Genomic DNA, 26,094 nt, shown 5'->3' with positions numbered 1-26,094 from the left:
CACCGTCGGGCACCCGGTCAATGACCCTTGTTCAAGCAATCCTGGCCGGTCTGTTCTGGACGGTGGCGGGGCTGATCGCGCTGAACGGACTTGACGACCTGCTGACCGATCTGGGCCACCATGGGCGGACCTTGTGGCGGCGTCTGTGGGTCTATGGCCGCCACAGACGCGCCTGCGTCGCCCGGCTGCCGACCCTGGCTGAGCGGCCGATCGCCATCCTGGTGCCGGCCTGGTCGGAGGCCGAGGTGATCGGGCCGATGCTGGCGAGCCTGCGCCGCTCGGTCCGCTACCGCCGCTATCGGGTCTATCTGGGCGTCTATCCGAACGATCCCCTGACATCGCGCGCCGCCGAGGCGGTGCGGCACACGTCGCCGGCTGACGGCGGGGCCAGCGATCGGGCGAGGGATCAGGCCAAGGATCGGGCCAAGGATCGGGCCAGCGGGCGGGCCGGGGCGGCCGGGGACTGGCTGCGCATCGTGTCGCTGGACCGTGACGGGCCGACCTCCAAGGCCGATTGCCTGAACGCCCTTTATACCGCCGCCCGGGCCGACGCGCCGGCGGTCTATCTGCTCCACGACGCCGAAGACCTGGTCGACCCGGACGCCCTGACGGTCATCAACCTGCTGGTCGGGCGCTATCCCATGGTGCAGTTGCCGGTCGAGCCGCTGGCGCAGCCGTCCTGGTTCGGCGTCGCCAACCACTATATGGACGAATTCGCCGAGTCCCACGGCAAGGACTTGCCATGGCGCGAGGCGGTATCGGGCGGCGTGCCGTCGGCCGGCGTCGGCTGTGGGTTCGCCGCAGGCGCGCTCGACACGCTGGCCCGGGCGCGCGGCGGCCGACCGTTCCGCCCCGGCAGCCTGACCGAGGATTATGAAGCCGCGCTAAGCCTCGCCCTGGCGCTGGGCGAGCGCGGCGGCCGGCTGATCCTGGCCCGCGTGCCGCGCCGGCCGGGGGCGCCGCCGGTCGCCACCCGGGCCTATTTCCCGCATCGGTTCTCCGCCGCGGTGCGCCAGAAAGCGCGCTGGTATGTGGGCATCGCCTATCAGGGCTGGCGGCTGCTCGGCTGGCCCGGCGGGGTCGTGCGGCGCTGGGTGCTGCTGCGCGACCGCAAGGCGCCGTTGGTGGCGGTGTTGGCGCTGGCGGGCTACGGCTTCGTGGGCGCCTATGGCGGCTATTGGCTGACCGCCTGGCTCGATGGCGGGGCGGGCACGGCGTCGGCGCCCGCTTGGGTCGGCGCGCCGGGGACGCTGGCGTTGGTTCAGGTCAATCTGGCGCTGCTGGCGTGGCGCGCCGGCCACCGCATGGTCTATACCGGCCGCGCCTATGGCTGGCGCCAGGGGCTGTGGGCCTTGGCGCGCATGCCGGTGGCCAATCTGGTCAATGCCTGTGCGGCGGTGCGCGCCGGCTGGCTGGTGTGGGGCCATCTGCGCTCGGGCCGGCCGCTGGTCTGGCAGAAGACCGAACACAGCTTTCCCGACCCGGCGCGCCTGCCGGGCCCGGGCCGCCGCCCCGGCGAGCCGGCATCGTGACACCGGCGGGGTCGGGCGGCCCCCGTCGCTCAGACCGGGGCCTTATCCCGGGCTTGTTGGTCCGGAGCGGGGCTTGGGTCGGGGCTTGGCTCGGGGTCTGGAGTGGGGTCTGGTTTGGGGCCTGGCTCTGCGTCTGGCTCTGCGTTTGGGGCCTGGTGCTGGTGGGGCTTGCCAGCGCGCTCGGCGCGGCCGTGGCTCAGGAGACCGGAACCCAGGCCGCCGGCGCCCAAGCGCCCAAAACCCAAGCGGACGCCCAAGCCAACCCCGAAGCCACCCCCCAAGCCGATACCGGTGCGCCGTTGGCGGTCACCGTCGCGCCGGCGCCCTATGCCTTGGCCGAGGCGGGCTATGCGGCGCTGCGGGCCGGGCGCCTGGACGAAGCCGTCCGCCGGTTTGCCGCCGCCCTGGCGCGCACCGACGCCTTGCGGGCCAGCCAGGGCCCCGGCGGGCTCGACGCCGAGGCCCTGGCGCGGCTGGCCGCCGATCTGGGCTTCGCGCTCGACCGGCTTGGCCGGCGCGGCGAGGCGGCGGTCTGGTTCGCGCGCGCCCAGGACGGGCGGCCCAGTGCCCTGATGGCGCGCGCCGAGGGCTATGCGCTCAAGGCGGCGGGCGGCGCCGAGGCTCGGGCGGCGGCGGCGTTTCGTCGGGCGATCCGGCTGGAGCGGGCCCGCGCCGACGCCGAGCCCCGGCGGCTCGAACGGCTGCGCCGCGAGGTGCGCGACCTGGACCGTGTTGTCGGGCTGTCGGCGTCGGTGCTGCTGCGCGGCGAGCCCGGCGCGGGGGTCACCCTCGCCGGGCCGACGTTGGTCAACTCCCAGGGCGCGGTGCGCGCCGATGTGTGGCTCAAGCGCTGGGTCGGTGTCGACCTGCGGCCGTTCGCGCGCGCGCTGTGGGCGGTCGAGGACGGCGGCGTGGCCGGCGAGACCGTGCAGGCGGGGGTCGGCGTGCGCTGGCGGCCGCTGGCGGCGACCAATCTGGTGGTCGGCGTCGAGCGCCTGGTGGCGGTGGGCGACGCCGCGCGCGACGATTGGCTGCTGGGCATCGACTGGTCGGCCGGGCGCGGCTATGAGCGGCCGCCCTTGGCGTCGCGCTGGGGCTATTGGTCGGTGCTGGGCCAGGCGGCGCTGATCGACCCGGCGGCGGCCGATTGGCTGGTCTCGGGCGATGCGCGCGCGGGCCACGCTTGGGGCTTGGGGCAGCGGTGGGCGTTGCGCGCCGGCGTGGCGCTCAACACGCTGGCGCAGCACGGCTTCGGCGACACCTTGTCGCTGGTGGAGGCGGGGCCGGGGCTGGCGCTGGTCTGGCGCGCACCGGGCACGGCCGAGCGCGCCGGTAGCGGCCGGGTGCGCCTGGAACTGCGCTGGCGCCAGAAGTTCGCCGGCCGGACCGCCAACCGGTCCGGCCTGACGCTGACGCTCTCGGCGGGGTTTTAGGCCGCCAGCAGGTGGACGCTGAAGCGGTCCTGGTCGTCGGTCCACACCCGCTGGGGCGTGAAGCCGGCGTCGGCGGCCAGGGCCTGGGCGGTCTCGATGGTGTGTTTGTGCGAGTTTTCGGTGTGGATGGTCTCGCCGGCGGCGAACGCGATGGTCTGGCCGGCCACCTGGACGCGCTGGTCGGCGAGGCTTTCCAGATGCATCTCGACCCGGTGCAGATCCTGGTTGTAGAGCGCCTTGTGGCGAAACCGGCCGGGTTCGAAGTCGGCGCCGAGGTCGCGGTTGAGGCGGGTCAGCAGGTTGAGGTTGAACGCGGCGGTGACCCCGGCGGCGTCGTCATAGGCCGCTTCGAGGATGCGCGGGTCCTTGCGCAGGTCGACGCCCAGCACCATCAGCCCGTCGCGGCCCAACAGGCGCCGGGCGTTGGTCAGAAAATCGACCGCCGCGTCAGGCGCGAAATTGCCGATCGTCGAGCCGGGAAAGAAGCCCAGCCGGCGCCGCGGCGGCCCGGCCACCGGCGCGGGGATGTCGAAGTCCTTGTGATAGTCGGCGGCGATGGCGACCACGTCGAGGCCGGGATAGGCGTGCGCCAGGTCGCGTGCGGCGGCCAGCAGATGGTCGCCCGAGATATCGAGCGCGGCGATGCCCGCCGGGCGCGCCAGCGCGTCGATCAGCAGGCCGACCTTTTCAAGCGCGCCGGCGCCGAATTCGACCACCTGCACATCCGGCCCGGCGGCGGCCGCGATCTCGGGCGCTGCCGCCCTTAGGATGCCGATTTCGGTGCGCGTGGGATAGTATTCGGGCTGGTCGCAGATCGCCTCGAAGATGCGCGAGCCTTCCTGGTCATAAAGCAGGCTTGGCGACAGGCCCTTCGGGGTTGCGGTCAGGCCGTCCAGCACGGCGCTTTTCATGTCTTCGACCGGCGGCGCCATGTCGAAGAAGCGCAGGCCGGTGGCGTCGGTTTTTTGGCTCATCACAGATCCTTGGCGAGCCGCAGGCCGCTGAATTGCCAGCGTGCCCCGGCGGGGAAGAAGTTACGATAGGTGGGCCGCCAGTGGCCGGGCGGCGTGGCGCAGGAGCCGCCGCGCAGCACATACTGGTTGCACATGAACTTGCCATTATACTCGCCCACCGTGCCGGCGTGCGGCGCGAAGCGCGGATAGGGGCTGTAGGCGGAGCGCGTCCATTCCCACACATCGCCGGCCAGTTGCGCCAGGCCATGGCCCGACGACCCGCCCGTGCCATGGTCTTCCGCGACCGCGGGGTGCAGGCGGCCGCTGCCCAGATCGTTGGCGTCGTCGTGTCGGGCGGCGGCGGTCGCCACCTCCAACTCGGCCTCCCAGGGCAGGCGCGCGCCGGCCCAACTGGCATAGGCGTCGGCCTCATAGAACGACAGGTGGCATACCGGCTCGTCCCAGTTGATCGGTTGCAGGCCGCGCAGGGTGAATTGCTGCCAGCCGTCCCCGGTTTCGCGCCAGTAGAGCGGGTGTCGCCAACCCTCGGCGCACACCGTGGCCCAGCCGTCGGACAGCCACGGACCGGGGCGCTGGTAGCCGCCGTCCTCGATAAACGCCAGATACTCGCCATTGGTGATCGGCCGCGAGCCGAGCGCGAACGGCGTCAGCATCTGGGTGTGGCGCGGGCCTTCATTGTCATAGTGGAAGCCCGGCGCGTCCGGGGCATGGCCGATGTCGACAGCGCCGCCGTCGAAGGCCACGAAGCGGTGGTCGGGGGCGCTGGCGACGCGCTTGGGGTAGGGCGCGGCATAGGCCGGGGCGAACGGGTTTTGCGCCAGCACATGCTTGATGTCGGTGAGGATCAACTCCTGATGCTGTTCCTCGTGATGGCAGCCCAGTTCCACCAGCGCGGCCAGTTGGGGCCAGTCCTCGCGCGCGTCGCCGGCGTCGAGCAGCGCGGTAAGCCGGTCGGTCACGCGGGCGCGATAGGCGCGCACCTCATCGAGCGTCGGCCGGGTGATCAGGCCGCGATGGGGGCGCGGCTGGCGGTCGCCCTCGCCGTCATAATAGCTGTTGAACAGATAGGCGAAGCGCGGGTCGGCGGGGTCGTAGCCGGGGTCGAAGTCGCGCAGAACGAAGGTCTCGAAAAACCAACTGGTGTGTGCCAGGTGCCACTTGGTGGGCGACACGTCGGGCATCGATTGGACTTGCGCGTCCTCGGCCGACACGGGCGCGGCCAGGGCCTCGGTGCGATTGCGCACGGTGCGGAAATGGTCGCTCAGGCATTCGGCCGCGGCCAGGTCGGGGGACACGCGTAACTCGGGCTGTCGGGTCGGCACGGCGGATCTCCCTTTTTTGGTCCTCGTCGGCTCCCGGCGCCACGGCCGCAAGCGACCGGACCGGCGGAATTGAACACAGCCGGCCGCCGGGGTAAACCCGGGGCACCGGAAATGACCGCCGCCCAGGCGGGGAGAGCTTGAAGACGCAAGACTTTTTCTGCTGCCCACGACGGCCGGGCGCGGCGGTTTGGCGCAGACGCAACCGGGTAGGGCGCGATGACGCAGGCTGAAACCGTGGCGTGTTTGTTGCGCGAGATTCGCGCCTGCCGGCTGTGCGCCGAGGCGCTGCCGCTCGGGCCGCGTCCGGTGGTCCAGGCGTCGGCCACGGCGCGCATCCTGGTCGCCGCCCAGGCACCCGGCACGCGGGTGCACGCCACCGGGCTGCCGTTCAACGATCCGTCGGGCGACCGGCTGCGCCGCTGGATGGGCGTCGACCGGGCGACCTTCTACGACGCCCGGCTGGTCAACATCGTGCCCATGGGCTTTTGCTATCCTGGCCGGGCGGGGCGCGGCGGTGACCGGCCGCCGCGGCCCGAATGCGCGCGCACCTGGCACGACCGGCTGTTCGCCGCCCTGGCGCCGCCGCGTCTGACGCTGGTGATCGGCCAATACGCCCATGCCTATCATCTGGGCGCCGAGCGCGGCGCCACGCTGACCGACACGGTGCGCACCTGGCGCCGGTTCTGGCCCCACCGGGTGCCCATGCCGCACCCCTCGCCGCGCAATACCTATTGGCTGCAAAAGAACCCCTGGTTCGAGGCCGAACTGGTGCCGCGCCTGCGCGACCGGGTCGCCGAAGCCCTTGACGCCGCGCGGGCGGACCTGGCGGATGGCGGGATCCAAGCCGATGGGGCACACCGGGCGAGGCGAAAGGAGAAACAGACGTGATGGCTATGGGATGGCGACGGCGCATGGGTCCGGTGCTGGCGGTTTTGGGGCTGTTGGCGCTGGCCGGCTGCGCGGCGCGCTATGAGCTGCCCGAGGCGGCGCCCGATGCACTGGCCCCCGGGGCGCCCGGCTGGGACGGGGCGCGGGCGGTGATGGCCGACGGCACCGCGCTGGCCACCGCGCGCTGGGGCCGGGCGGACGACCCCGAGGCGGTGTTCCTGGCCCTGCACGGCTTCAACGACTATCGCTGCGGCTATGCGGTGCCGGCGCCCGACCTGGTGGGCGAGCGGGCGCTGTTGGTGTCTTACGACCAGCGCGGCTTCGGCGACGACGCCCAGGCGGGCTTGTGGCCGGGCAACGACCGGCTGGTGGCCGACGCCGCCACCATGGTCGCCCTGGTCCGCGCGCGCTACCCCAAGGCCCGGCTCTATCTTCTGGGCGTCAGCATGGGCGGTGCGGTAGCCTTGCAGGTGGCCGCCGATCCGGCGACGGCGCCGGCGCTTGACGGCGTGGTGCTGGTGGCGCCGGCGGTGTGGGGCTGGTCGACGCTCAACCCCTTCTATGCCCTGTCGCTGCGGCTGGTGGCCCTGGTCGCGCCCGGCTGGTCGCCCACCGGCGAGGGGCTCGACCGGGTGCCGTCGGACAATCGCGCGCTGCTCGCCGCCATGGGGGCCGACGCGCGGGTGATCAAGGCGACCCGCATGGCCACGGTCAAGGGGCTGGTGGACACCATGGACGCCGGCCTCAAGGCGGCGGACGGTGTGCGCGTGCCGTGGCTCGCGGTCTATGGCGGCCGGGACCAGATCGTGCCCGCCGATCCGGTGGCGCGGCTTGAGCGGACGCTGCCGGCCGACCTGGGGCGCTTGGAGCGGTTCCCCGACAGCTATCACATGATGCTGCGCGACCGGGGCCGGGCCCCGGTGCTGCGCGCGATCCGCAGCTTTGCCGGCCTGGCCCCGGTGGCGCCGTCGACGCCCGCGGCGGTCGCCGATGTGGGCGTGTGCCGGGCCTATGAGGCGGCGGCCCGGCCGGTCGAAGCGCTGGCCGACCCGGTGGTCGCCGGCGACGAGGCGCGCGATGGCGGTGCCGTTGGTCCCGCTTTGTCGGGCGCGGGGTCGTGATCGGGACCCCGCTCCGGGCCGCGATCAGGACCGTGATCTGGGCCGGTGCCGGTCAGGCGGTCGGCGACTGGGCGGTCGGCGCTCAGGCCGGGGCGGTTTCGTAGTCGAGCGCGTAGCCGGCCGAGCGCACGGTGCGGATCAGGTCGGGCAGGTCGTCTGTGTTGAGCGCCTTGCGCAGCCGGCGGATGTGCACGTCGACGGTGCGCAGTTCCACATAGACGTCGTGGCCCCAGACCGCGTCGAGCAGTTGTTCGCGGCTGAACACCCGGCCCGGGTTTTCGAGGAAGTGGCGCAGCATGCGAAACTCGGTGGGGCCCAGATGGACCGGCCGGTCGTTGCGCATCACCTTGTGGCTCTTGCTGTCGAGCACGATGTCGCCGTAGCGCAGCACCTCGCCCGACAGGCCCGGGCGCACCCGGCGCAGCACCGCGTTGATGCGCGCGATCAATTCGCGCGGCGAGAACGGCTTGGTGATATAGTCGTCGGCGCCGGTGTCGAGCCCGCGCACCCGGTCGGCCTCTTCGGTGCGCGCGGTCAGCATGATGATCGGCACGCTGGCGGTGGCGGTGTTGCGGCGCAGCCGGCGACAGATCTCGATGCCCGACAGGTTGGGCAGCATCCAGTCGAGCAGGATCAGGTCGGGCGGCACCTCGGTGGCCATCATCAGCCCCTCTTCGCCGTCGGCCGCGCAGGTGACGTCGAAGTTTTCCCGCTCCAGATTGTAGCGAACCAACTCGGTCAGACTCGCTTCGTCCTCGACGAACAGAATCTTGGCCTTCATGCGCCGTACCTCTCAGGATCGTTGGGGTCCAGGGTCGTGTAGCTGGTGTCGTCGCCCTTCGGGCGCACGTCCTCCATCACCACACCGGTGATCGAGAAATAGACCATTTCGGCAATGTTGGTGGCGTGGTCGCCGACGCGCTCCAGGTTTTTGGCGCAGAACAGCAGATGGGTGCACGGCGTGATCAGGCGCGTGTTTTCCATCATGTAGGTGAGCAGTTCGCGGAACAGGCTGTTGTAGAGCGCGTCGACGCGCTCGTCGCGCTGCCACACGTCGATGGCGCGGCCGGAGTCGGCCTCCACATAGGCGTCGATCACGTCGGCGATCATGCGCTGGGTTTCGGCGGCCATCTGCGGCAGGATGCCGACCGCGCGGATCGGGCTCGACTGGTTGAGCACGGTGGCGCGTTTGGCGATGTTCTTGGCATAGTCGCCGACCCGTTCGAGCGCGCCCGAGATCTTCAGCGCCGCGATCACGCCGCGCAGGTCGTCGGCCACCGGGCTGCGCCGGGCGATGATGCCGTGGACCTGGCGTTCCAGTTCCAGTTCCATGGCGTCGAGCTTGCGGTCGGCGGCGACCACGCGCTCGGCCATGGCGGTGTCGCGGGTGGTCAGGCAGTCGACCGCGCTGCGCACCTGCGCCTCGGCAAACCCGCCCATCTGGCTGACCAGCGTGCGCAGGTCGTCCAGTTCCTTGTCATAGGATTTCAGTGTGTGCGTGTGCGCCTGGGTCATTCTACGCGGTTCCTACTGCCATCCAGCATGCGGCTCAACCGTAGCGGCCGGTGATATAGTCCTTGGTCTTTTCCTGCTGCGGGCTGGTGAACAGCGCGCCGGTTTCACCGTACTCGACCAGGTGGCCCAGGTGGAAGAACGCCGTGCGCTGGCTGATCCGTGCGGCCTGCTGCATGGAGTGGGTGACCACCACGATGGCATAGCGTTGGCGCAGATCTTCGATCAATTCTTCGATTCGTGCCGTGGCGATCGGATCGAGCGCCGAACAGGGCTCGTCCATGAGAATCACCTCCGGGTTGACCGCGATGGCGCGGGCGATGCACAGCCGCTGCTGCTGGCCGCCCGACAGCGACGTGCCCGGCACCTCCAGCCGGTCGCTGACCTCGTCCCACAGCCCGGCCTTCTGCAGGCTGGTCTCGACCACCTCGTCGAGGTCGGCGCGGTTGCGCACCAGGCCGTGGATGCGCGGTCCATAGGCCACATTGTCGTAGATCGACTTCGGGAACGGGTTGGGCTTCTGGAACACCATGCCGACCCGGGCGCGCAGTTGCACCACGTCGATCTCGGGCGCGTGAATGTCCTGGGTGTCGAGCAGGATCTCGCCGTCCACCCGCGCCGACGCCACGGTGTCGTTCATGCGGTTGAAGCAGCGCAGGAAGGTGGACTTGCCGCACCCCGACGGCCCGATCAGCGCGGTCACCTCGCGCGCATTGACGTTCATGGTGACGCCCTTGATGGCGTGGGTGTCGCCATAGTGCACGTGCACGTCGCGCGCCGACATCTTGACGTCGGGGCGGTCGGCGGCGGTGGACAGGTCGCTCGGCGCCGGTGCCGGCGCGGCCGGGGTCGGCTGTTTCGTGGTCTCGGCGGTCATCACCGTCTCCCGCTACTTGGTCTCGAACCGATTGCGCAGGTACACCGCCAGCGCATTCATCGAAATCAGGAATATCAACAGCACCGAGATGCCGGCCGCGGTCTTGGCGCGGTAGGCGGCCTCGGGCAATTCGGCCCACATGTAAATCTGCACCGGCAACACCGTCGCCGCCTCGGTGAACGAGGCCGGCACCTCGACGATGAACGCGACCATGCCGATCATCAGCAACGGCGCCGTCTCGCCGAGCGCCTGGGCCATGCCGATGATGGTGCCGGTGAGCATGCCGGGCATGGCGGCCGGCAACACATGGTGCAGCACCACCTGGGTGCGCGAGGCGCCCAGGCCCAGGGCCGCGTCGCGGATCGAGTTGGGCACCGCCTTCAAGGCGGCGCGGCCCGAGATGATGATCGTCGGCAGGGTCATCAGTGCCAGGGTCAGCCCGCCCACCACCGGCGCCGAGCGCGGCATGCCGAAGGTGTTGAGGAACACCTGCAGCCCCAACAGGCCGAACACGATCGACGGCACGGCGGCCAGATTGTTGATGTTGACCTCGATGAAGTCGGTGATCCGGTTCTGCGGCGCGAACTCTTCCAGATAGATGGCGGTGAACACGCCGATCGGGAACGCCACCGCCAGCGTCACCAACAGGGTCAGGAACGAGCCGATCACCGCGCCGCCGATGCCCGCCAGCGCCGGGTCGCGGGAATTGCCGGTGGCGAAGAAGCGGCCGTTGAAGTGCGTCTTCAGGTCGCCGGCCGCGGCGAAACTCTCAAGCCAGCCCACCTGCCGCTCGCTCAAGGCGGTGGCCGCGTCGCGGTCCTTGGCCCATTGGTCGGCGGGTTCGGAGGCCGGCAGCCACAGCGTCGCGCGGCGGCCGATCAGCGTCGGGTCGTCGCGCACCGCCGCGCGCAGGGCGACCGCCGCGCCGCCGCGGCTGATCAGGCCGCGCAGGCTGGCCAGGTCGCCGCGGCTGTCGGCGCCGAAACGCTCGCGCAGCGCGCTAAGCGCCACGCTGCGCCAGGGATAGGCGTCGACGGCGGCGCCGAAACCGGGGCTGCCGGGCGTCTCGCCCGCGGCCACGTCGGCCGGGATCGCCACCTCCAGGCGCAGCTCGGTCTGGAAGAAGCCGGTGCGCGCCTGCCAGGCGATGTTGCCCACCAGCAGCAGCAAGAACAGGCCGGCGGCGGTGAGCGCGGCGAGGCCGGCGGCGCGGAACAGGCGGTCGCCCAGATAGCGCCGGCGGATGCGCCGGGTCATGGCGGGCGAATGCCACTGGGCCCGGCCGCCGTCGCGGTGGCGGGACGCGGGGCGGTCGGAGGCGCTGGCCATGGTCGGGAGCTCACTCATAGGTTTCGCGGTATTTACGCACGACCCGCAGCGCCACCACGTTCAGCGCCAGGGTCACGGTGAACAGCACCAGCCCGAGCGCGAACGCCGACAGGGTCTTGGCGGAATCGAACTCCTGGTCGCCGGTCAGCAGGCTGACGATCTGCACGGTCACGGTGGTCACCGCTTCGAGCGGGTTGGCGGTCAGGTTGGCGGCGAGCCCGGCGGCCATGGCGACGATCATGGTCTCGCCGATGGCGCGGCTGATCGCCAGCAGGAAGGCGCCGACGATGCCGGGCAGGGCGGCCGGGATCAGCACCTGCACGATGGTCTCGGCCTTGGTGGCGCCGAGCGCCAGCGAGCCGTCGCTGAGCGACTTGGGCACCGCGGTGATGGCGTCGTCGCTCAACGACGACATGAACGGGATGATCATGATGCCCATGACCGCGCCGGCGGCGAGCGCGCTTTGCGACGACACGGTCAGGCCGAGCGCCTCGCCGGCCTCGCGCACCCAGGGGGCGACCACCAGGATGGCGAAGAAGCCGTAGACCACGGTCGGCACGCCGGCCAGGATCTCCAGCACCGGCTTGGCCACCTGGCGCACCCGGCGGCTGGCATATTGGGTCATGTAGATGGCCGACATCAGGCCCACCGGCACCGCCACCGCCATGGCGATGACGCTGATCAGCAGCGTGCCGGTGAACAGGGGTACGGCGCCGAAAGCGCCCGAACTGCCCACCTGGTCGGCGCGCAGGGCGGTCTGCGGGCTCCAGTGCAGGCCGAACAGAAACTCGATCGGCGACACCCGGGCGAAGAAGTCCAGGCTTTGCTGCAACAGCGACAGCACGATGCCGACCGTGGTGGCGATCGCGACCACCGAACAGCCGATCAACAGATAGCGAAAGCCGCGTTCCACATGGTCGCGCGCGCGCCAGCCCGGTGCCACCTTGCGCACCGCCAGCGCGCCCATCAGCAGCGCGCAGGTCAGGGTCAGCAGCCAGACGATGGTACGGCCGCGCGCCATCAACTCGGCATAAAGGGCGGCGGCCTGTTCCTTGACTGGCGAGGTGGACGAGGCCACCGCGTCATGGGCGATGTTGTGCACATCGTTGAGGAACAGGTCGCGCAGCGCCGGGTCGGCGGGCACGGCGCCCGCCGGCAGGGCGTCGAGCACCATCGGATTGACCAGCGCGTTGCCGGCCATCAGCCAGACCAGCATGAACACCAACCCCGGCGGGATCACCAGGATGGCACCGAGCATACCGTGGTGGAACGGCCGCGAGTGCAGGGTACAGCGCCGCTCGGCCTCCAGGGCGAGGGCGCGCTGGTGGCACAACACGAACGCCGCGCCCCCGGCGAGCAGGCAGGTGGCCAAGGTGACGACCAACGGCACGTCAGGTCTCCTCTTTCAGCGGCGCACGCACGGGCGGCGCGCGCCGGCTGGATCATCGGGGGCGGGCGTCGCCACCCGTCCGGCTGGTCGGGCGCGCCGCACCGGCGCCCCCGGTTTTGACACCGCCGTCTACGACTTCCGCTCCAGCGTGGCCAGATTCTTTGCCCGCTCGATCATCGTCTGCCGGGCCGCGCCGGTGATCGGGATCAAGCCGCGCGCCGGCAATTCGCCATCGAGAAAGAAATTCTCAGGCGTGCCCATCTGTCGGTCGGACAGAAATTCGAGCATGTATTGCTGGATGCCCGGCACACTGCCCACATGCTGTTTCTTGACGTAAAAGAACAGCGAGCGCGAAATCGGATAGGCGCCGCTCTCGATATTCTCGAACGTCGGCGCGACGAAGGTGGCGTCTTCGCTGGCCACGCGGGCGGCCTGCAATTCGTCGGCATTCTGTTCCAGGAACGAATAGCCGAAAATGCCGTAGGCTGCGGGGTTGGACAGCAGCTTCTGGACGATCAGATTGTCCGACTCGCCGGCTTCCACATAACGCCCGTCCTCGCGGATATAGTGGGCGATGGCTTCGAACACGCTGGGGTGGCGGTGTTCGACGGCGGCCAGGCTGTCGAAGCGGACCGCGCGCACGTCGGCGAAGTCGTCGTCCGCAGCATTGGGGGCGACCCATTGCAGCGTGCCCGCGGCCCGGGCTTCCTGGCACGCCGTGTTGCCGGGGCGGCAGGTCGCGGGCACGCCGAGGTCGAGGCTGACCGGCTCGGTCACATGGGCCGCGCCGCCGCCCATGGCCAGTTCGTTGAAGGCGTCGCGGGTGCCCGAGGTGGGCGGCGGGCCGAGCACCTCGATCTCGGTGTCGGGCAGGTCCGAGCGGATTTCCGACCAGCGGGTGTAGGGGTTGGCGACCATGCGTCCGTCCACCGGGACGAACGCCGCCAGGGCCAGATAGATTTCCCTCAGCGACAGGGTGAGCGTTTCGCCGCGGTGGTCGTTGGCCAGCACGATGCCGTCGCTGCCGATGCGGATCTCGATGATATCGGTGACGCCGTTGCTTTCGCAGAGCGCGACCTCCGACGCCTTGATCGGCCGCGAGGCGTTGGTCACGTCCGGGTAGGTGGGGCCGACACCGCCGCAGAACAATTTCAACCCGCCGCCGGTGCCGGTCTGTTCGACGATTGGGGTGCGAAAGCGCGACGTGCGGCCGAATTCCTCGGCCACGGCGGAGGCGAAGGGTGACACGGTGGACGACCCGACCACGCGGATTTGTTCGCGCGCCTGGGCGTCGGCCGGCGCGGTATCGGCGGCCCAGATCGCCACCAGGGCCAAAGCGGAAATCAAGAAAGGCTTCGACGCGGGCGTAAACGACACGGCGGATCTCCAAGAGCGTCGGGTTGAAAGCGCACCGGTTCGACGCTGGGCCCCGACCGGCGGTACCGATGTCAGCACGGATGGACGCCGGCATCGGCCGGTTCGGCCGCACGAGGCGCCAGCGGCGTTCACCAAGCGTCTAAGGAGACAATGTTACCTGTTTGTGACGCTGTCACGTGGCCGGGCTGTCAGGCGGCGCCGGCAGGCTCGCGCTGCCGGGCATCGCTGGCGGCGGGCTCGAACAGCGGCAAGCTGACCGTCACCGTGGTGCCCTGGCCCAAGGTGCTGGCAATGGTCAGGTTGCCGCGGTGTCGGGTGACGATGTGCTTGACGATGGCGAGCCCCAGCCCGGTGCCGCCGATGCGCCGCGAGCGGGCGGTGTCGACCCGATAAAACCGTTCGGTCAGGCGCGGCAGATGCTCCTCGGGGATACCCTCGCCGCGGTCGATCACCTGCACGCTGGCACCGGGCTCGCCCGACTCCGGCACCCGGTCGAGCGGCCGCCCGCGCACGGTCACCGTCGAGCCCTCATTGGCGTATTTGATGGCGTTGCGCACCAGGTTCTGGAACACCTGGAACAACTGATCGCGGTCGCCGCGCACCGCCGGCAGGTCGCCGGGCAGGTCGGCTTCGAGCGTCATATGGCGGGCCTCGGCGTCGTGGGTCTGGCTTTTGAGTACGTCGTCGATCAGCCGCGCCAGGTCGACCCGGCCGCGCGGCTGGACGTGGCGGTCCAACTCGATCCGCGACAGGGACAACAGATCGTCGATCACGCGCACCATGCGATCCGCCTCGCTGTGCATGATCGACAGGAACCGTGCCTGGGCTTCGGGGTCGCGCTCGTCCATGGACTCGAGCGTCTCGATAAAGCCGATCAGCGACGACAGCGGCGTGCGCAATTCGTGGCTGGCATTGGCGACGAAGTCGACGCGCATCTGTTCGGCCAGTTTGGCCTGGGTGATGTCGTGGAAGGTGACGACGATGTAGAAATCGGGCTCGTTGAAGCCCAAGAGGCGCGGCTGGGCGGTGCTGTGGTTTTCGACCCGCGCGATCGACACCACATGGGTGCGGTCGGCGGGCCGGGAGAACGCCACTTCCAGGCGCGCCGACGCGCCGAGCTCGATCGCCTCGTCGATGGCTTCGAGGGCTGCGGGGTCGCGCAGGTGCAAGGCCACCGCCCGGCCTTCGATATGGTCGCCGAACAATTGGCGCGCGGCGCGGTTGGCGACGCGGATTTCCTTGTCGGGCGACAGCAACAAGAGCGGATCGGCGACGCCTTCGACCACATGGGCGCGCAACGGCCCCTTGAGGCTCTTGGCCAGCCGGGTGCGCAGCCGCGCCGCCGCCTCGCGCCGCGCCGATTGCAGGTCGTGACGGAACGCCAGGGTCGACCACAGGCCGAGCAATCCGACACCGGCGACGCCGGTCAAAAAGCCGATGGCGCCGACCGCCCCCATGGCCCACAGGAGTGCGAAGACGCCGGTGGCGGCGGCGACGCCGACGCCCAAGCGGGCGACAAGCCGGTTTTCGGGCCGGCTGAATGTGCGTTCGGAAGCCATGGGATCGCGCTACCCGTCGGCGGACGCCGCGATAGGGGCGTCCGCAGGTTGTGAGATTAAGCTTATCAGACCCGCGCCGGCCTTGCCAGGGGCGCCAAATGGCGGTCCACGTCGGCGAAATCGTCGATCAGGAAGGTGCCGCCGAGCTCGGCCGCCGGGATCGCCGAGAAGCCGAAGCTGACCACGCCCACCGGCACGCCCGAGGCCCGGCCCGCGGCCACGTCGGTGGCGGTGTCGCCCAGCAAAACCGCCGGGCCGTCGCCAAGCCGCGCCAAGACGGTGTCCAGGTGCACCGGGTCGGGCTTGCGGCCGCTCAGGGCGTCGCCGCCGATCATGACGTCGAAATAGTCGCTCAGGTCGAGCGCGTCCATCAGCGCCTCGGTCATCGCCTGGGGTTTGTTGGTGCACAGGCCGAGCCGCAGCCCGGCCGCGCGCGCCCGGTCGAGCAGGTCAACGGCGCCGGGAAACGGCCGCGATCCGTCGGCGATATGGGCGCCATAGAAATCCAGGAACCCGGGCAGCAAGTCGGCCACCGCGGGCACGCCCTCGGCGCCGCCGGTATGCGCCAGGCCGCGTTCGATCAGCTTGGCCGCGCCCTGGCCGACCATGTGGCGTACCGTCTGCGGGTCGAGCGCCGGCCGGTCCAGGCTCGCGAGCACATGATTGAGCGCCCGGGTCAGGTCGGGGGCGCTGTCGACCAGCGTGCCGTCCAGGTCGAGGATCAGATTGCGACAGTCAAGCGGGGCCATGGGCGGTTCTCCGGATCGCGACGAGAAAAAAGACCAGTCGTCTTGATGGCCCAGATGCCACCGGCGGACAACCGGATACGGACCGCGCGCCGGCCGGGCCGCTCTTGTAACATCATAACGCACCGCCTAGTTAGGGCTTTCGTATGAAGTGGAAGTGTGCCGGTGCGAAAGGCGAGGAACGATGGCAGAGCATGCGTACGATTATGACTTGTTTGTGATCGGGGCCGGGTCGGGCGGCGTGCGCGCGGCGCGCATGGCGGCCAGCTTCGGCGCCCGGGTCGCGGTGGCCGAGGAGTATCGCGTCGGCGGCACCTGCGTGATCCGGGGGTGTGTGCCCAAGAAGCTGTTGGTCTACGCCTCGCACTTTGGCGAGGATTTCGCGGATGCAGCGGGCTATGGCTGGTCGCTGCCGGGCGCGCCGAGCTTCGACTGGGGCCGGTTGATCGCCGCCAAGGATGCCGAGATCGACCGCCTGAACGGTCTCTATACCAAGGGCCTTGAGGCTGCCGGCGTCGATATTCACCAGGCGCGGGCCACGTTCGTGGACAATCACACGCTCGACGTGGGCGGCCGGCTGATCACCGCCGAGACGATCCTGATCGCGGTCGGCGGCCGGCCCAATCTGCCCGACCTGCCCGGCATCGAACACGCCATCACGTCGAACGAGGCGTTCCACCTGAGCGAGTTTCCCAACCGGGTGCTGGTCTGCGGCGGCGGCTATATCGCGGTGGAGTTCGCCGGCATCTTCAACGGCTTGGGCGCGCAAACCACGCTCGCCTATCGCAAGGACAAGATCCTGCGCGGCTTCGACGAGGATCTGCGCGACCGGCTGACCCGGATCATGACCGCCCAGGGTGTCGATATCCGGACCCATGCGGTGGTCGAGCGGATCGACAAGAGCGCCGACGGGCTCGATGTGACGCTGAGCGACGGCACCAGCCTGCAGGTCGATCAGGTGATGTTCGCCATCGGCCGGCAGCCCCATGTGGCCGGGTTGGGGCTCGATCGGGCCGGGGTCGCCACCGCCGAGACCGGCGCCATCGAGGTGGACGACTATTCCCAGACCAATGTGGACAATATCTATGCCGTCGGCGACGTCACCGACCGCATCCAATTGACGCCGGTGGCGATCAAGGAGGGCCACGCCTTCGCGCTGACCAAGTATAAGGGCGAGCGCACCTCGGCCGACCATACCCATGTGGCGTCGGCGGTGTTCTCCCAGCCGCCGATCGCCACCGTCGGCCTGACCGAGGACGAGGCGATTTCCAAGCTCGGCCGTTGCGACGTCTACACCTCGGACTTCAAGCCCATGCGCAACACCCTGGCGGGCCGGGACGAGCGCGCCTTCGCCAAGGCGATCGTCGACCCCGATACCGACCGGGTGATCGGTCTGCACATGATCGGCCCCGAGGCGCCCGAGATCATGCAGGGCCTGGCGGTGGCGGTGAAGATGGGGCTGACCAAGGCGCAGCTCGACGCCACGGTGGCCATTCACCCGTCGAGCGCCGAGGAATTCGTGCTCATGCGCGAGAAGCGCCCGGACCGATAACCCCCGCCCGGCCGGGGCCATGGTGCTGGGCGGACGCCCCGCGCGGCCGGGGCCAGCGGCGCGGGCGTTTTGTCGGTTTTTCCGCCCGCGCGCCGGTCACGGCGAACGGCCGGCGCGGGCTGGCTAGCAATAATCGGTCTGTCGATCCGGTGGAATCGGATTTTTTCCGTCTCCTTTCCCTGGTAGGATGATGCAGCGTCCGGCGATTTCGGGCGCCCGGTTGCGCAAGCGGAGGGCGGTGGTCGGCCGCCCGGCCCGGTGAGCGCGGCCGGTCATCACTGGCCATCATCTGAGGGGAGGGGCCAATGGCATACACCACCGTTCACGCCGAGACCGCGCGCGTGGCGCCCGAGGTCCGGCGTATTCACACCGACGACATCCAGGCGGCGTTGCGCGCCGGGCTCGACGATTTTCGCGCCAGACCGAGCCATCTGTTCTTTCTGGGGCTGATCTACCCCGTGTGCGGGCTGGTGCTGGTGCAGGTGGCGCTCAACCAGTCGCTGTTGCCGCTGTTGTTCCCGCTGGTCTCGGGCTTTGCGCTCATGGGGCCGTTCATCGCGCTCGGGCTCTACGACATTTCCCGCCGCCGCGAACAGGGCCTGGAGATCCATTGGACCCACGCGATCCCGATCGCCGGCGCGCCGCGCAGGGGCGGGCTGTGGGCGCTCGGCGGCCTGCTGGCGGCGTTCTTCATGGCCTGGTTGGCGGCCGCCTATGGCTTGTTCCAGCAGACCAGCGGCTTGGACGTGTCGGGCGGCACGCTGGCCTTCTTCACCGCCGTGCTGACCTCGGTGGAGGGGTTGAAACTGATCGTCGTCGGCCACCTTCTGGGCTTTGGTTTCGCTGCTGTGGTGCTCGCCACCACCGTGGTGGCGTTCCCGCTGATGCTCGACCGGCCGGAGATCGGCCCGCTCGGCGCCGTCGCCACCTCCTTGCGGGCGGTGGCGCGCAACCCCAAAGAAACCGCTCTTTGGGGGCTGATCGTCGCGGCCGCGCTGGTCGCCGGGACGCTGGCGCTGTTCGTGGGGCTGGCCCTGGTGATGCCGATCCTGGGGCACTCCTCCTGGCACCTCTATCGGCGCCTGGTGGTCGCCAGCTAAGCCCAGACCTCCGTCGAAGCCGTGAGACCACCGTCGAAGCCCAGACCACCCCCGAGGCCGCTCGGCCACGCCGCTCAGGGCCAGGGGGTGGTCGAGCGGCCCGAGCCCGATCGTCCCGAGGCTGATCGCCCGGAGGCCGATCGCCCCGAGATCAACCGCTCCGAGCCCAACCGATCCCTGTCCAGCCGCCCGAGCCGAGGCGCGCCGGTGCCTATCCCCGGTCGTGCCGCGTCGGTCATGGCTGCGCGGCGGCCTGTAATCGGACTTGCCGATATATCGTCTCCGAGATATAACGGATCGACCTATTACGAAACGATATGGTTTGGTCGACCGATAGCCAAGGAGGCGCCGCCCATGACCCCATCTCATCAAGCTCCGTCCGAACTGGGGCACGGCCGGTCGTCCGGCCCCGCCGCCCCGGTCCCGACCGTCGGTGCCGACGCCCGGAGGGACGTTCGTTTGGGCGCCCGTGACCATGCCCGCGCCGCTGGCCCGGATGCTGGCGCGGTTGCCGGCGCGCATGCTCGTCCGCGGGCGGGCGTCTACCGCAGCACGGGGCGCGTGCGGACGCGCTTGGCCGGCGCCGGCCTTGGGCTTGCCGCCCTGGCGTCGCTTGGTGGCTGCATTCACGTGGAAGGCGATGTGCCGCAGGCCCGCTACACCGCCGACAAGGCGTCGGTTCTGCTCGACGAGGGCGACTATCTGGTCACCATCGAACGCCCGGCCGCCGACCGCAAAGCGGGCGGGCGCCTGATCGACCAACTGCTGGGTGATGCGCGCGAGCGCGGCTGCTCGACGGTGAGCGTCAACAGCTATCGCCGGCTGGTGCGGATTGATGGGCGTGGCGATGACGTCTACGGCGTGCGCCTGGTGCTGAGCTGCCCGACATCGCCGGGCCCGCTTTGACCCGCGCCACGGGGGCCGGCGCGACCCGGCCGCCCAACTGCCCGTTCTCCGAACCGGCAGCAAAGCACCCCTGACCCAAACGTAGGTGCCCCTGACCGTGATGACCCCGCCGATCGGTGCTCGACGGGGTCATCGCCTTGACGTTTCGATGCCGGTGCGTCGCAACGGCGCAGCGGCGGTTGGGCCGGCGCTTAAGGGGCGAGCACGGCGCCGAGCATCAGCATGCCGTCGCGGGTGAAGATCTCGGTGTCGGTGCCACTGCCGTTCAGGGCCGGCACTTGCTGGATGTAAAACACCGCCATGTTGGTCGGTTGGGTTTCCTTGAAGTCCAACCGGTGGGGGTTGTTGGGGTTGACGGCATAGGTGGCATGGATGGTGTGGCTCATCGGGCTGGAGCCGTCGAACGTCCAGGTCACGGTCAGCGACGCGTCGGTGTCGCTGGTCAGGGACAGCGCCAGGGTGCCGTCCACGATGGTCTGGCCAAAGATCATGATCGCCTGGCCGTGCAGGGTCGCCGACCTGTCGGTGATCTCGGTGAACACACCCTTGGCGTCGGGCAGCGCGTGCCCGTCGATATAGTATTTCAGCGGCGTGTTCACCTCAGCGCTGCTGCCGAGGAAATTCCGCAGGTCGGTCCGTGTGAGAACGTCGCTCATGGTGGTGATCCCCTCTGGTCATTCATAAACCGTTAGGGATTAAAATTTGACGAAATCGGAAAGTCAGTCAACTTAAGTTTGAAAAAGCTTGTCCTGCCAAACCTTATGGTAAGCATGGCCGGGGCGAGGGACTCAAATCGTGCGCCCGGTCAGCGCGGCGGCCAGTTCCAGGCGGTCGCGGATCGCGTCGTCGTCGGGGGCGAGCCGGGCGGCGGTGGCATAGGCGTCGGTCGCCTGGTCCAACAGGCCGGCCTCGAACAGGCCGTTGCCCAGTTCGAGCCAGATGCCCGGGACCTCGGGCGCGCGGCCGGCGGCCAGTCGCAGCGCCTGGACCGCGTCGGTGCCGTGGCCTTGCGCCAGCAGCACCTGGCCCAGTTTGCGCCAATGATGGGCCGAGTGCGGGTTGGCGGTGGCGGCGCGCCGGAACGCCTGGGCCGCCTCATAGAGCCGGCCGGCGGCCACATGGATGTTGCCGAGCATGGTGGCGGCGTCGCACACCACCGGAGGTTGTGCGCGCCCCGATTGCAGCACCTCGGCCAGCGTCGCCATGGCTTCGTCGATCCGGCCTTGGTTACGATAGACGATGGCCAGGCTGACCTTCAGGCCCTCGATGCCCTCGGGCGCGGTGTCCAGGGCGTGGACGAACGCCGTTTCGGCGCGGTCCAGTTGTTTCTGCGCCAGACAGGCGAGGCCCAGATAGTACCAGGGCCGCGCCAGATGCGGAAAATCGCCGACCGCTTTCTCGGCCAGTTGGCGCAGGCCCACCCAATCCTGGCCCTGGAATTTTTCGCCCAACTCGTCGACCACCGGCTTGGGGTCGCCGGCGGTGCGCGCGGCCTCGGCGCGCTGGGCGAGGGCGCGCACGGTATCGGCGTCCAGCCCCGCCACGGCGGCGGTCTCGGCCAGCTTGGCCAGGGGTTTGTCCTGGCCCAGCATGCGATAGGCGTCGGCGAGCGCGAGCCAGTAGCGGCCGGTGCGCGGTGCCGTGCCCACCGCCTTGCGCAGCGGCAACAGCGCGTCGGCCCAGCGGTTCTTGCGGGTCAGCAGACGGCCCAGGCGATAGTGCGCCTCGGCGTGCTGGGGCCGTGCCTCGACCAGCTTGCGCAAGCGGCGGATCGCTTCGCTGGTGCGGCCTTGCACCTCGGCCTCGCGGGCCTGGGCGAGCAGGGTCTGGGCGTCGGCGTCGGGGGTGGGCAAGCGGGCCATGGCGATCCGGTCTCGGGGCGCGGAAGACAAGGCGGCTGGGCCGCCCGGCGATGGCGCGTTGATACACGAGCCGCCCCGGTCGCGCCAAGCGCCGCTTATGCCGCCCCGGCCGGCGTCCACGCTTGCACCGCCCCGCTCCGGGCGCCCCCCAGGCGTCACCGGCCAGGCGCAGCGGCACAATCCAGCCGCCGCCGACCCTGGCGGCGCCGGCGTTCCTGCGCTAGGAGCGAGCCACCGCCCCACGGCCCCGCCGAACCGGAGATCGCGCCCATGACCGACCCCTTAGCCCCGCCCACGCCGTCCGCCGTGCCGCCGTTCACCCGCCACACGCCCGACCTGCCGGCCGCCGTCGCCCGCGCCGTGGACCGGGCGGCCGAGCGCCTGGCCGGCCAGGCGGTGGTCACGCCGCTGGTGGAAAGCGACGCCTTGAACGCGCGCGCCGGCGGACGGGTGCTGGTCAAGGCAGAGGTGCTGCAACGCTCGGGCTCGTTCAAGTTTCGCGGCGCCTATAACCGGCTGGCGGCGTTGAGCGCGGACGAGCGCCGGCAGGGCGTGGTCGCCTTCTCTTCGGGCAACCATGCCCAAGGCGTGGCGCTGGCGGCCCGGCTGTTGGGCATTCCGGCGGCCATCGTCATGCCCGCCGACGCGCCGGCCATCAAGCGCGACAACACCCGCGCCCTGGGCGCCGAGTTGGTGCTCTATGACCGGGCCACCGAAAGCCGCGAAGAGATCGCCGCCGCGCTCAGCGCCGAGCGCGGCGCGGTGCTGGTGCCGAGCTTCGACGACCCGTGGATCATCGCCGGCCAGGGCACCTGCGGGCGCGAACTGGCGCACCAGGCGGCCGCGCGCGGCGCAGCCCTCGACGCGGCGGTCGTCTGCGCCAGCGGCGGTGGGCTGACCGCCGGGACCGCCGCCGCGCTGGTCGCCGCAGTGCCGGGCGTCGCCGTCTATACCGCCGAGCCCGAGGGCTTCGACGACCATGCCCGCTCGTTCGCCAGCGGCGCGCGCGAGCGGGTGGACCCCGCCGCCCGGTCGATCTGTGACGCGCTGTTGGCGCCGCAGCCGGGCGCGCTCACCTTCGCGATCAACGCGCAGATCTGCGCCGGCGGGCTGGTGGTTTCGGACGCCGAGGTGCGCGCCGCCATGCGCTTCGCGTTTCGCCATCTCAAGCTGGTGGTCGAGCCCGGCGGCGCGGTGGCGTTGGCGGCGCTGCTGGCCGGTCGGGTCGAGACCGCCGGGCGCACGGTCGCGGTGGTGCTGTCGGGCGGCAATGTGGACCCGGTCCGGTTCGCCGAGATACTGGCCGAGCGCGACTAACCCGCCAGACCTGTGGCAACCACGCGGGCGCGGCCGAGCGCCAGGGCCATGCTGTGGGCGCTCAGCAGCGGCGCGAACGCCCGGTCGGTGACGTCGAGCCCGCCGGTGAACGCGCCGAAGGCGGGCAGGATCAGGTGGCGCCCCGGGGTCAGCAGCGCGCAGCGGTGGGCGCGTGTTCCGCCCGCCGTGCGCAGCCGGACCTTGGGGTGATAGTGGCCGGACAACTCGGCCACCGCGCCGGGCTCGGCGGCGTGGCGGCAGACCAGCGGCGCGAGGTCGAGCGTCTGGACGGCCCGGCCGCCGAGGTCTGCGGGCAGGGCGGGGTCGTGATTGCCCAGCACCCAGTGCCAGTCATGGTCGGCGACCAGCCGGTCGAGCAATGCGCGTTCGGCGGGCCCGAGGCGGGTAGCGGCGCAGGCGTCGTGGAAGCTGTCGCCCAGGCAGACCACCCGGCGCGGCCGGTGGGCGGCCAGACAGTGGCCGAGCCGGGCCAGCGTCTCGGCGCTGTCATAGGGCGGCAGCGGCCGGCCGCGGCTGGCATACCAACTGGCCTTCTCCAGGTGCAGGTCGGCGACGAACAGGGTGCTTTCGCGCGGCCAGGTGACCACGCCCGCGGGCCAGACCAGCAGCCGCTCGCCGGCGAAGTCGACCGCCCGGGCGCCGCCGGGGGTGGGCGGCCCGGCCCGCCGCCGGGCGCCGTCGTCGGATGTCGCCGGGCCGGTGGCATCGGGGCGGCTCAAAGCGTCACGCCACATTCGGGTCGGTCTCCGTGTTGCGATCGATACCGGTCTCGGGCTCCGTCTCGGGACCGTCGGCCGGGGTGTCGAGGCCCTCGGTGGCTTCGGCGATCAGCGCCTCGGCGTCGACCAGATGGGCGTCTTGATGGGCGCCCGAGACCTGCTCGCGGCCGATCTCCAGCAGCACCGGCACGGCGAGCGGCGACACTCGCCCCAGCGCCCGATGACGAATACGGCCCTCAATGCGCTCCAGATGGGCGCGCAGCCGGTCCAGGTCGGTCAGCCGGCCCGACGCGTCGGCCCAGGTGGCGCGCAGCAGCACATGGTCGGGGTCGTACTTGCGCAACACGTCATAGATCAGGTCGGCGTTGAAGGTCACCTGCCGGCCGGTCTTCTCGGCACCGGGGTGTTTCTTGTCGATCAGCCCGGCGATCGTCGACACCTCGCGGAAGGTGCGCTTGAGCATCGACGTCTCGGCCATCCAGTCGGCCAGTTCGCGCACCAGGATGTCGGGCGCGAACAGGGCCGCGGGCTCGGCCACCGGGTCCAGCGACCAGACCGCCAGCACATAGTCGGTGGCGACGAAGCCCATCGGCCGCCGGCCCAGCCGTTCGAGCCGCTTGGTCACCAACATGCCCAGCGTCTGGTGGGCGTTGCGGCCCTCGAAGCAATAGGCGACCAGATAGTGGCGCCGGCGCTCCCCAAGCCCGCGCGGGAAGGTCTCCACCAACAGACCGTCCGGCCCCGGCAGGTCGGACACCCGCGCCTGCATGGCCAGCCACTGGCGCACCGGCGGTGCGAAACGCTGCCAGCCCGCGCGGTCGGCCAGCATGGCGCGCACCCGGTCGGCCAGATGGGTCGACAGCGGCATGCGCGCGCCGGCGTAGATCGGCACCATGGGCTCGGCCCCCCGGCGCGGCCGGGTGACGATCAGCCCGCGCTGGTCGAGCGCCTCGAACGCCAGCACCTGGCCCGCGAACACGAAGGTGTCGCCGGGGCTGAGCCCAAGCGCGAACCATTCCTCCACCGTGCCCAGCACGCGGCCGTTCTTGAACTTCACCTCCAGCATCGGCGCGTCGACGATGGTGCCGGCGTTCATGCGGTACTGGCGCACCACTTTCGGGCCCAGTGCACGCCAGCGGCCCTGCTCGTCCTCGACCAGGCGGCGATACTGGTTGTAGCGGCGCAGGGCATAGCCGCCGCGCACCACATAGTCGAAGGCGTCGTCGAAATCGGCGCGGCTCAGCGCGGCATAGGGGGCGGCCTGGCGAACCTCGTCATAGAGCGCGTCGGCGCACACGGGCGCTGCGCACGCACAGCCCAGGATGTGCTGGGCCAGCACGTCGAGCCCGCCGGGGCCGAACGGCTCGCCGTCCAGCTCGCCGGCGCGCACCGCGTCGAGGGCTGCTTGCGCCTCCAGATACTCGAACCGGTTGCCGGGCACCAGCAGCGCCTTGGACGGCTGGTCGAAGCGGTGGTTGGCGCGGCCGATGCGCTGGACCAGCCGGCTGGCCCCCTTGGGCGCGCCCAGTTGCACCACCAGGTCCACATCGCCCCAGTCGAGGCCCAGGTCGAGCGAGGCGGTGCACACCACCGCGCGCAGGCCGCCGCGCGCCATCGCCGCCTCCACCGCGACCCGCCGGTCGCGCGCCAGCGAGCCGTGGTGGAGCGCGATTTCAAGCCCGTCCTCGTTGAGCGCCCACAGGTCCTGGAACACCCGTTCGGCGATCGACCGGGTGTTGACGAACACCAGCGTGGTGCGGTGCGCCTTGATCTGGTCGTAGACGGCGGCGAGCGCGTGGCGCCCGGTGTGGCCCGACCAGGGGATGCGCGCCTGCGGCACCATCATCTGGATATCGGCGGCGGGGCCGGGCGGGGCGCTGACCAGGGCCACGCGGTCGGCCTCGGCGGCCGGGGCGAGCCAGCGGCGATAGGCGTCCACGTCGCGCACCGTGGCGCTCAGGCCGATGCGCGCGGCCGCGGGGGCGAGTTGGGCCAGCCGGGCCAGGCCCAGGCTCAACAACTGGCCGCGCTTGGTGGGCGCGAAGGCGTGCACCTCGTCGATCACGATGCGCTCAAGACCGGCGAACAGCCGCACCGCCTCGTGCGACGATAGCAGCAGCGCCAGCGATTCGGGCGTGGTCAGCAGGATCTGCGGCGGGTCGCGGCGCTGGCGGTCCTTGGCCGATTGGGCCGTGTCGCCGGTGCGCGTCTCGGCGCGGATCGCCACGCCCATCTCGGCCACCGGGCGCTCGATATTGCGCGCCACGTCGGCGGCCAGCGCCTTCAGGGGCGACACATAGAGGGTGTGCAGGCCGTCGCGCGGACGCTCGATCAACGCCTTGAGCGACGGCAGGAAGCCCGCCAGCGTCTTGCCCGCCCCGGTGGGCGCCAGCAAGAGCGCGTGGCCCGGCGTGGCCAGCAGCGCGCGCTGGTGGGCGTGCAGCGACCAGCCGCGCGCCGCCAGCCAGCCGGCAATCGGCTCGGGCAGGGCCGGCGTCGCGTCGCTGGCGGGGGCGGTCGGCTGGACGGTCATGACCCCTTCTGCTACACCATCGGT

General features: G+C 70.7%; 22 protein-coding genes. 8 read left to right on the top strand and 14 right to left on the bottom strand.

Features of this window, described 5'->3' with window-relative positions; all coding sequences use genetic code 11:
• Positions 1 to 20 precede the first annotated feature (20 nt).
• Together EV659_RS03975 and EV659_RS03970 are read left to right on the top strand one after the other, a co-directional pair.
• A complete protein-coding gene (locus EV659_RS03975; RefSeq protein WP_132707553.1) occupies positions 21 to 1,532 on the top strand; it encodes a glycosyltransferase family 2 protein in 1,512 nt (503 codons plus the stop codon).
• 191 nt (positions 1,533 to 1,723) lie between these two features.
• The gene (locus EV659_RS03970) at positions 1,724 to 2,965 is read left to right on the top strand and encodes an NfrA family protein (RefSeq protein WP_165878708.1); all 1,242 of its coding nucleotides are present in this window, start codon (positions 1,724 to 1,726) and stop codon (positions 2,963 to 2,965) included.
• Here the strand turns inward: EV659_RS03970 and egtD are convergent.
• Together egtD and egtB are read right to left on the bottom strand one after the other, a co-directional pair.
• Positions 2,962 to 3,939 carry an L-histidine N(alpha)-methyltransferase gene (egtD, locus tag EV659_RS03965; protein WP_132707551.1) on the bottom strand — a complete coding sequence of 326 codons (978 nt, stop codon included), beginning with the start codon at positions 3,937 to 3,939 and terminating at the stop codon, positions 2,962 to 2,964. The two genes, EV659_RS03970 and egtD, sit on opposite strands and share 4 nt — an antisense overlap.
• The gene (gene egtB / locus EV659_RS03960; RefSeq protein WP_200287444.1) at positions 3,939 to 5,261 is read right to left on the bottom strand and encodes an ergothioneine biosynthesis protein EgtB; all 1,323 of its coding nucleotides are present in this window, start codon (positions 5,259 to 5,261) and stop codon (positions 3,939 to 3,941) included. Before egtB ends, egtD begins: the two co-directional genes overlap by 1 nt.
• Before the next feature lie 216 nt (positions 5,262 to 5,477).
• Between egtB and EV659_RS03955 the strand changes: the two genes are divergently transcribed.
• Together EV659_RS03955 and EV659_RS03950 are read left to right on the top strand one after the other, a co-directional pair.
• Positions 5,478 to 6,149, top strand: coding sequence for a uracil-DNA glycosylase family protein (locus EV659_RS03955; RefSeq protein ID WP_132707550.1), 672 nt, complete (start codon positions 5,478 to 5,480; stop codon positions 6,147 to 6,149).
• A complete protein-coding gene (locus EV659_RS03950) occupies positions 6,149 to 7,270 on the top strand; it encodes an alpha/beta fold hydrolase (RefSeq protein ID WP_132707549.1) in 1,122 nt (373 codons plus the stop codon). The genes EV659_RS03955 and EV659_RS03950 overlap by 1 nt, the downstream gene beginning before the upstream one ends.
• Before the next feature lie 82 nt (positions 7,271 to 7,352).
• Here the strand turns inward: EV659_RS03950 and phoB are convergent, their stop codons facing one another.
• The 8 genes from phoB to gph form a co-directional block, all read right to left on the bottom strand.
• Complete coding sequence (gene phoB / locus EV659_RS03945) at positions 7,353 to 8,051, bottom strand: phosphate regulon transcriptional regulator PhoB (RefSeq protein ID WP_132707548.1); 699 nt, start codon at positions 8,049 to 8,051, stop codon at positions 7,353 to 7,355.
• The gene (gene phoU / locus EV659_RS03940) at positions 8,048 to 8,785 is read right to left on the bottom strand and encodes a phosphate signaling complex protein PhoU (RefSeq protein WP_132707547.1); all 738 of its coding nucleotides are present in this window, start codon (positions 8,783 to 8,785) and stop codon (positions 8,048 to 8,050) included. Before phoU ends, phoB begins: the two co-directional genes overlap by 4 nt.
• 34 nt (positions 8,786 to 8,819) lie before the next feature.
• Positions 8,820 to 9,659 (bottom strand): phosphate ABC transporter ATP-binding protein PstB, encoded by an 840-nt coding sequence (pstB, locus tag EV659_RS03935; protein WP_132707546.1) that lies wholly within the window; start codon positions 9,657 to 9,659, stop codon positions 8,820 to 8,822.
• Positions 9,660 to 9,671: 12 nt separating this feature from the next.
• The gene (gene pstA, locus EV659_RS03930) at positions 9,672 to 10,988 is read right to left on the bottom strand and encodes a phosphate ABC transporter permease PstA (RefSeq protein WP_132707545.1); all 1,317 of its coding nucleotides are present in this window, start codon (positions 10,986 to 10,988) and stop codon (positions 9,672 to 9,674) included.
• A 10-nt stretch (positions 10,989 to 10,998) separates the two neighbouring features.
• Entirely contained in the window at positions 10,999 to 12,378 is a 1,380-nt protein-coding gene (gene pstC / locus EV659_RS03925) for a phosphate ABC transporter permease subunit PstC (RefSeq protein WP_200287442.1), read from the bottom strand.
• A gap of 129 nt (positions 12,379 to 12,507) precedes the next feature.
• Positions 12,508 to 13,755 (bottom strand): substrate-binding domain-containing protein, encoded by a 1,248-nt coding sequence (locus EV659_RS03920; protein ID WP_165878706.1) that lies wholly within the window; start codon positions 13,753 to 13,755, stop codon positions 12,508 to 12,510.
• Positions 13,756 to 13,943: 188 nt separating this feature from the next.
• Positions 13,944 to 15,314 (bottom strand): sensor histidine kinase, encoded by a 1,371-nt coding sequence (locus EV659_RS03915; protein WP_132707543.1) that lies wholly within the window; start codon positions 15,312 to 15,314, stop codon positions 13,944 to 13,946.
• 65 nt (positions 15,315 to 15,379) lie between these two features.
• On the bottom strand, positions 15,380 to 16,063 hold the full coding sequence (gene gph, locus EV659_RS03910) for a phosphoglycolate phosphatase (RefSeq protein ID WP_132707542.1): 684 nt from the start codon (positions 16,061 to 16,063) through the stop codon (positions 15,380 to 15,382).
• A 181-nt stretch (positions 16,064 to 16,244) separates the two neighbouring features.
• On the opposite strand from gph, the gene gor reads away from it, so the two are divergent.
• The 3 genes from gor to EV659_RS03895 all read left to right on the top strand — a co-directional run bounded on the left by gor (position 16,245) and on the right by EV659_RS03895 (position 19,618).
• Positions 16,245 to 17,612, top strand: a complete 1,368-nt coding sequence (gene gor / locus EV659_RS03905; RefSeq protein WP_132707541.1) for a glutathione-disulfide reductase — start codon at positions 16,245 to 16,247, stop codon at positions 17,610 to 17,612.
• Positions 17,613 to 17,917: 305 nt separating this feature from the next.
• Complete coding sequence (locus EV659_RS03900) at positions 17,918 to 18,712, top strand: DUF2189 domain-containing protein (RefSeq protein WP_132707540.1); 795 nt, start codon at positions 17,918 to 17,920, stop codon at positions 18,710 to 18,712.
• A 561-nt stretch (positions 18,713 to 19,273) separates the two neighbouring features.
• Entirely contained in the window at positions 19,274 to 19,618 is a 345-nt protein-coding gene (locus EV659_RS03895) for a hypothetical protein (protein ID WP_132707539.1), read from the top strand.
• A gap of 191 nt (positions 19,619 to 19,809) precedes the next feature.
• Here EV659_RS03895 and EV659_RS03890 read toward each other — a convergent pair whose 3' ends face one another.
• Both EV659_RS03890 and EV659_RS03885 read right to left on the bottom strand, forming a co-directional pair.
• A complete protein-coding gene (locus EV659_RS03890; RefSeq protein WP_132707538.1) occupies positions 19,810 to 20,274 on the bottom strand; it encodes a hypothetical protein in 465 nt (154 codons plus the stop codon).
• A 132-nt stretch (positions 20,275 to 20,406) separates the two neighbouring features.
• Entirely contained in the window at positions 20,407 to 21,480 is a 1,074-nt protein-coding gene (locus tag EV659_RS03885) for a tetratricopeptide repeat protein (RefSeq protein ID WP_132707537.1), read from the bottom strand.
• A 270-nt stretch (positions 21,481 to 21,750) separates the two neighbouring features.
• On the opposite strand from EV659_RS03885, the gene EV659_RS03880 reads away from it, so the two are divergent.
• A complete protein-coding gene (locus tag EV659_RS03880; protein WP_132707536.1) occupies positions 21,751 to 22,797 on the top strand; it encodes a threonine ammonia-lyase in 1,047 nt (348 codons plus the stop codon).
• Here EV659_RS03880 and pdeM read toward each other — a convergent pair.
• Together pdeM and EV659_RS03870 are read right to left on the bottom strand one after the other, a co-directional pair.
• Positions 22,794 to 23,552, bottom strand: a complete 759-nt coding sequence (gene pdeM, locus EV659_RS03875) for a ligase-associated DNA damage response endonuclease PdeM (RefSeq protein WP_132707535.1) — start codon at positions 23,550 to 23,552, stop codon at positions 22,794 to 22,796. The genes EV659_RS03880 and pdeM overlap by 4 nt on opposite strands.
• Entirely contained in the window at positions 23,542 to 26,070 is a 2,529-nt protein-coding gene (locus tag EV659_RS03870; RefSeq protein ID WP_132707534.1) for a ligase-associated DNA damage response DEXH box helicase, read from the bottom strand. Before EV659_RS03870 ends, pdeM begins: the two co-directional genes overlap by 11 nt.
• Between the last annotated feature and the right edge of the window lie 24 nt (positions 26,071 to 26,094).

The sequence above is a fragment of the Rhodothalassium salexigens DSM 2132 genome (assembly GCF_004341375.1).
In the GTDB taxonomy this organism is placed as follows: Bacteria; Pseudomonadota; Alphaproteobacteria; order Sphingomonadales; family Rhodothalassiaceae; genus Rhodothalassium; species Rhodothalassium salexigens.
This window is presented reverse-complemented; position numbering and strand designations above follow the sequence as displayed.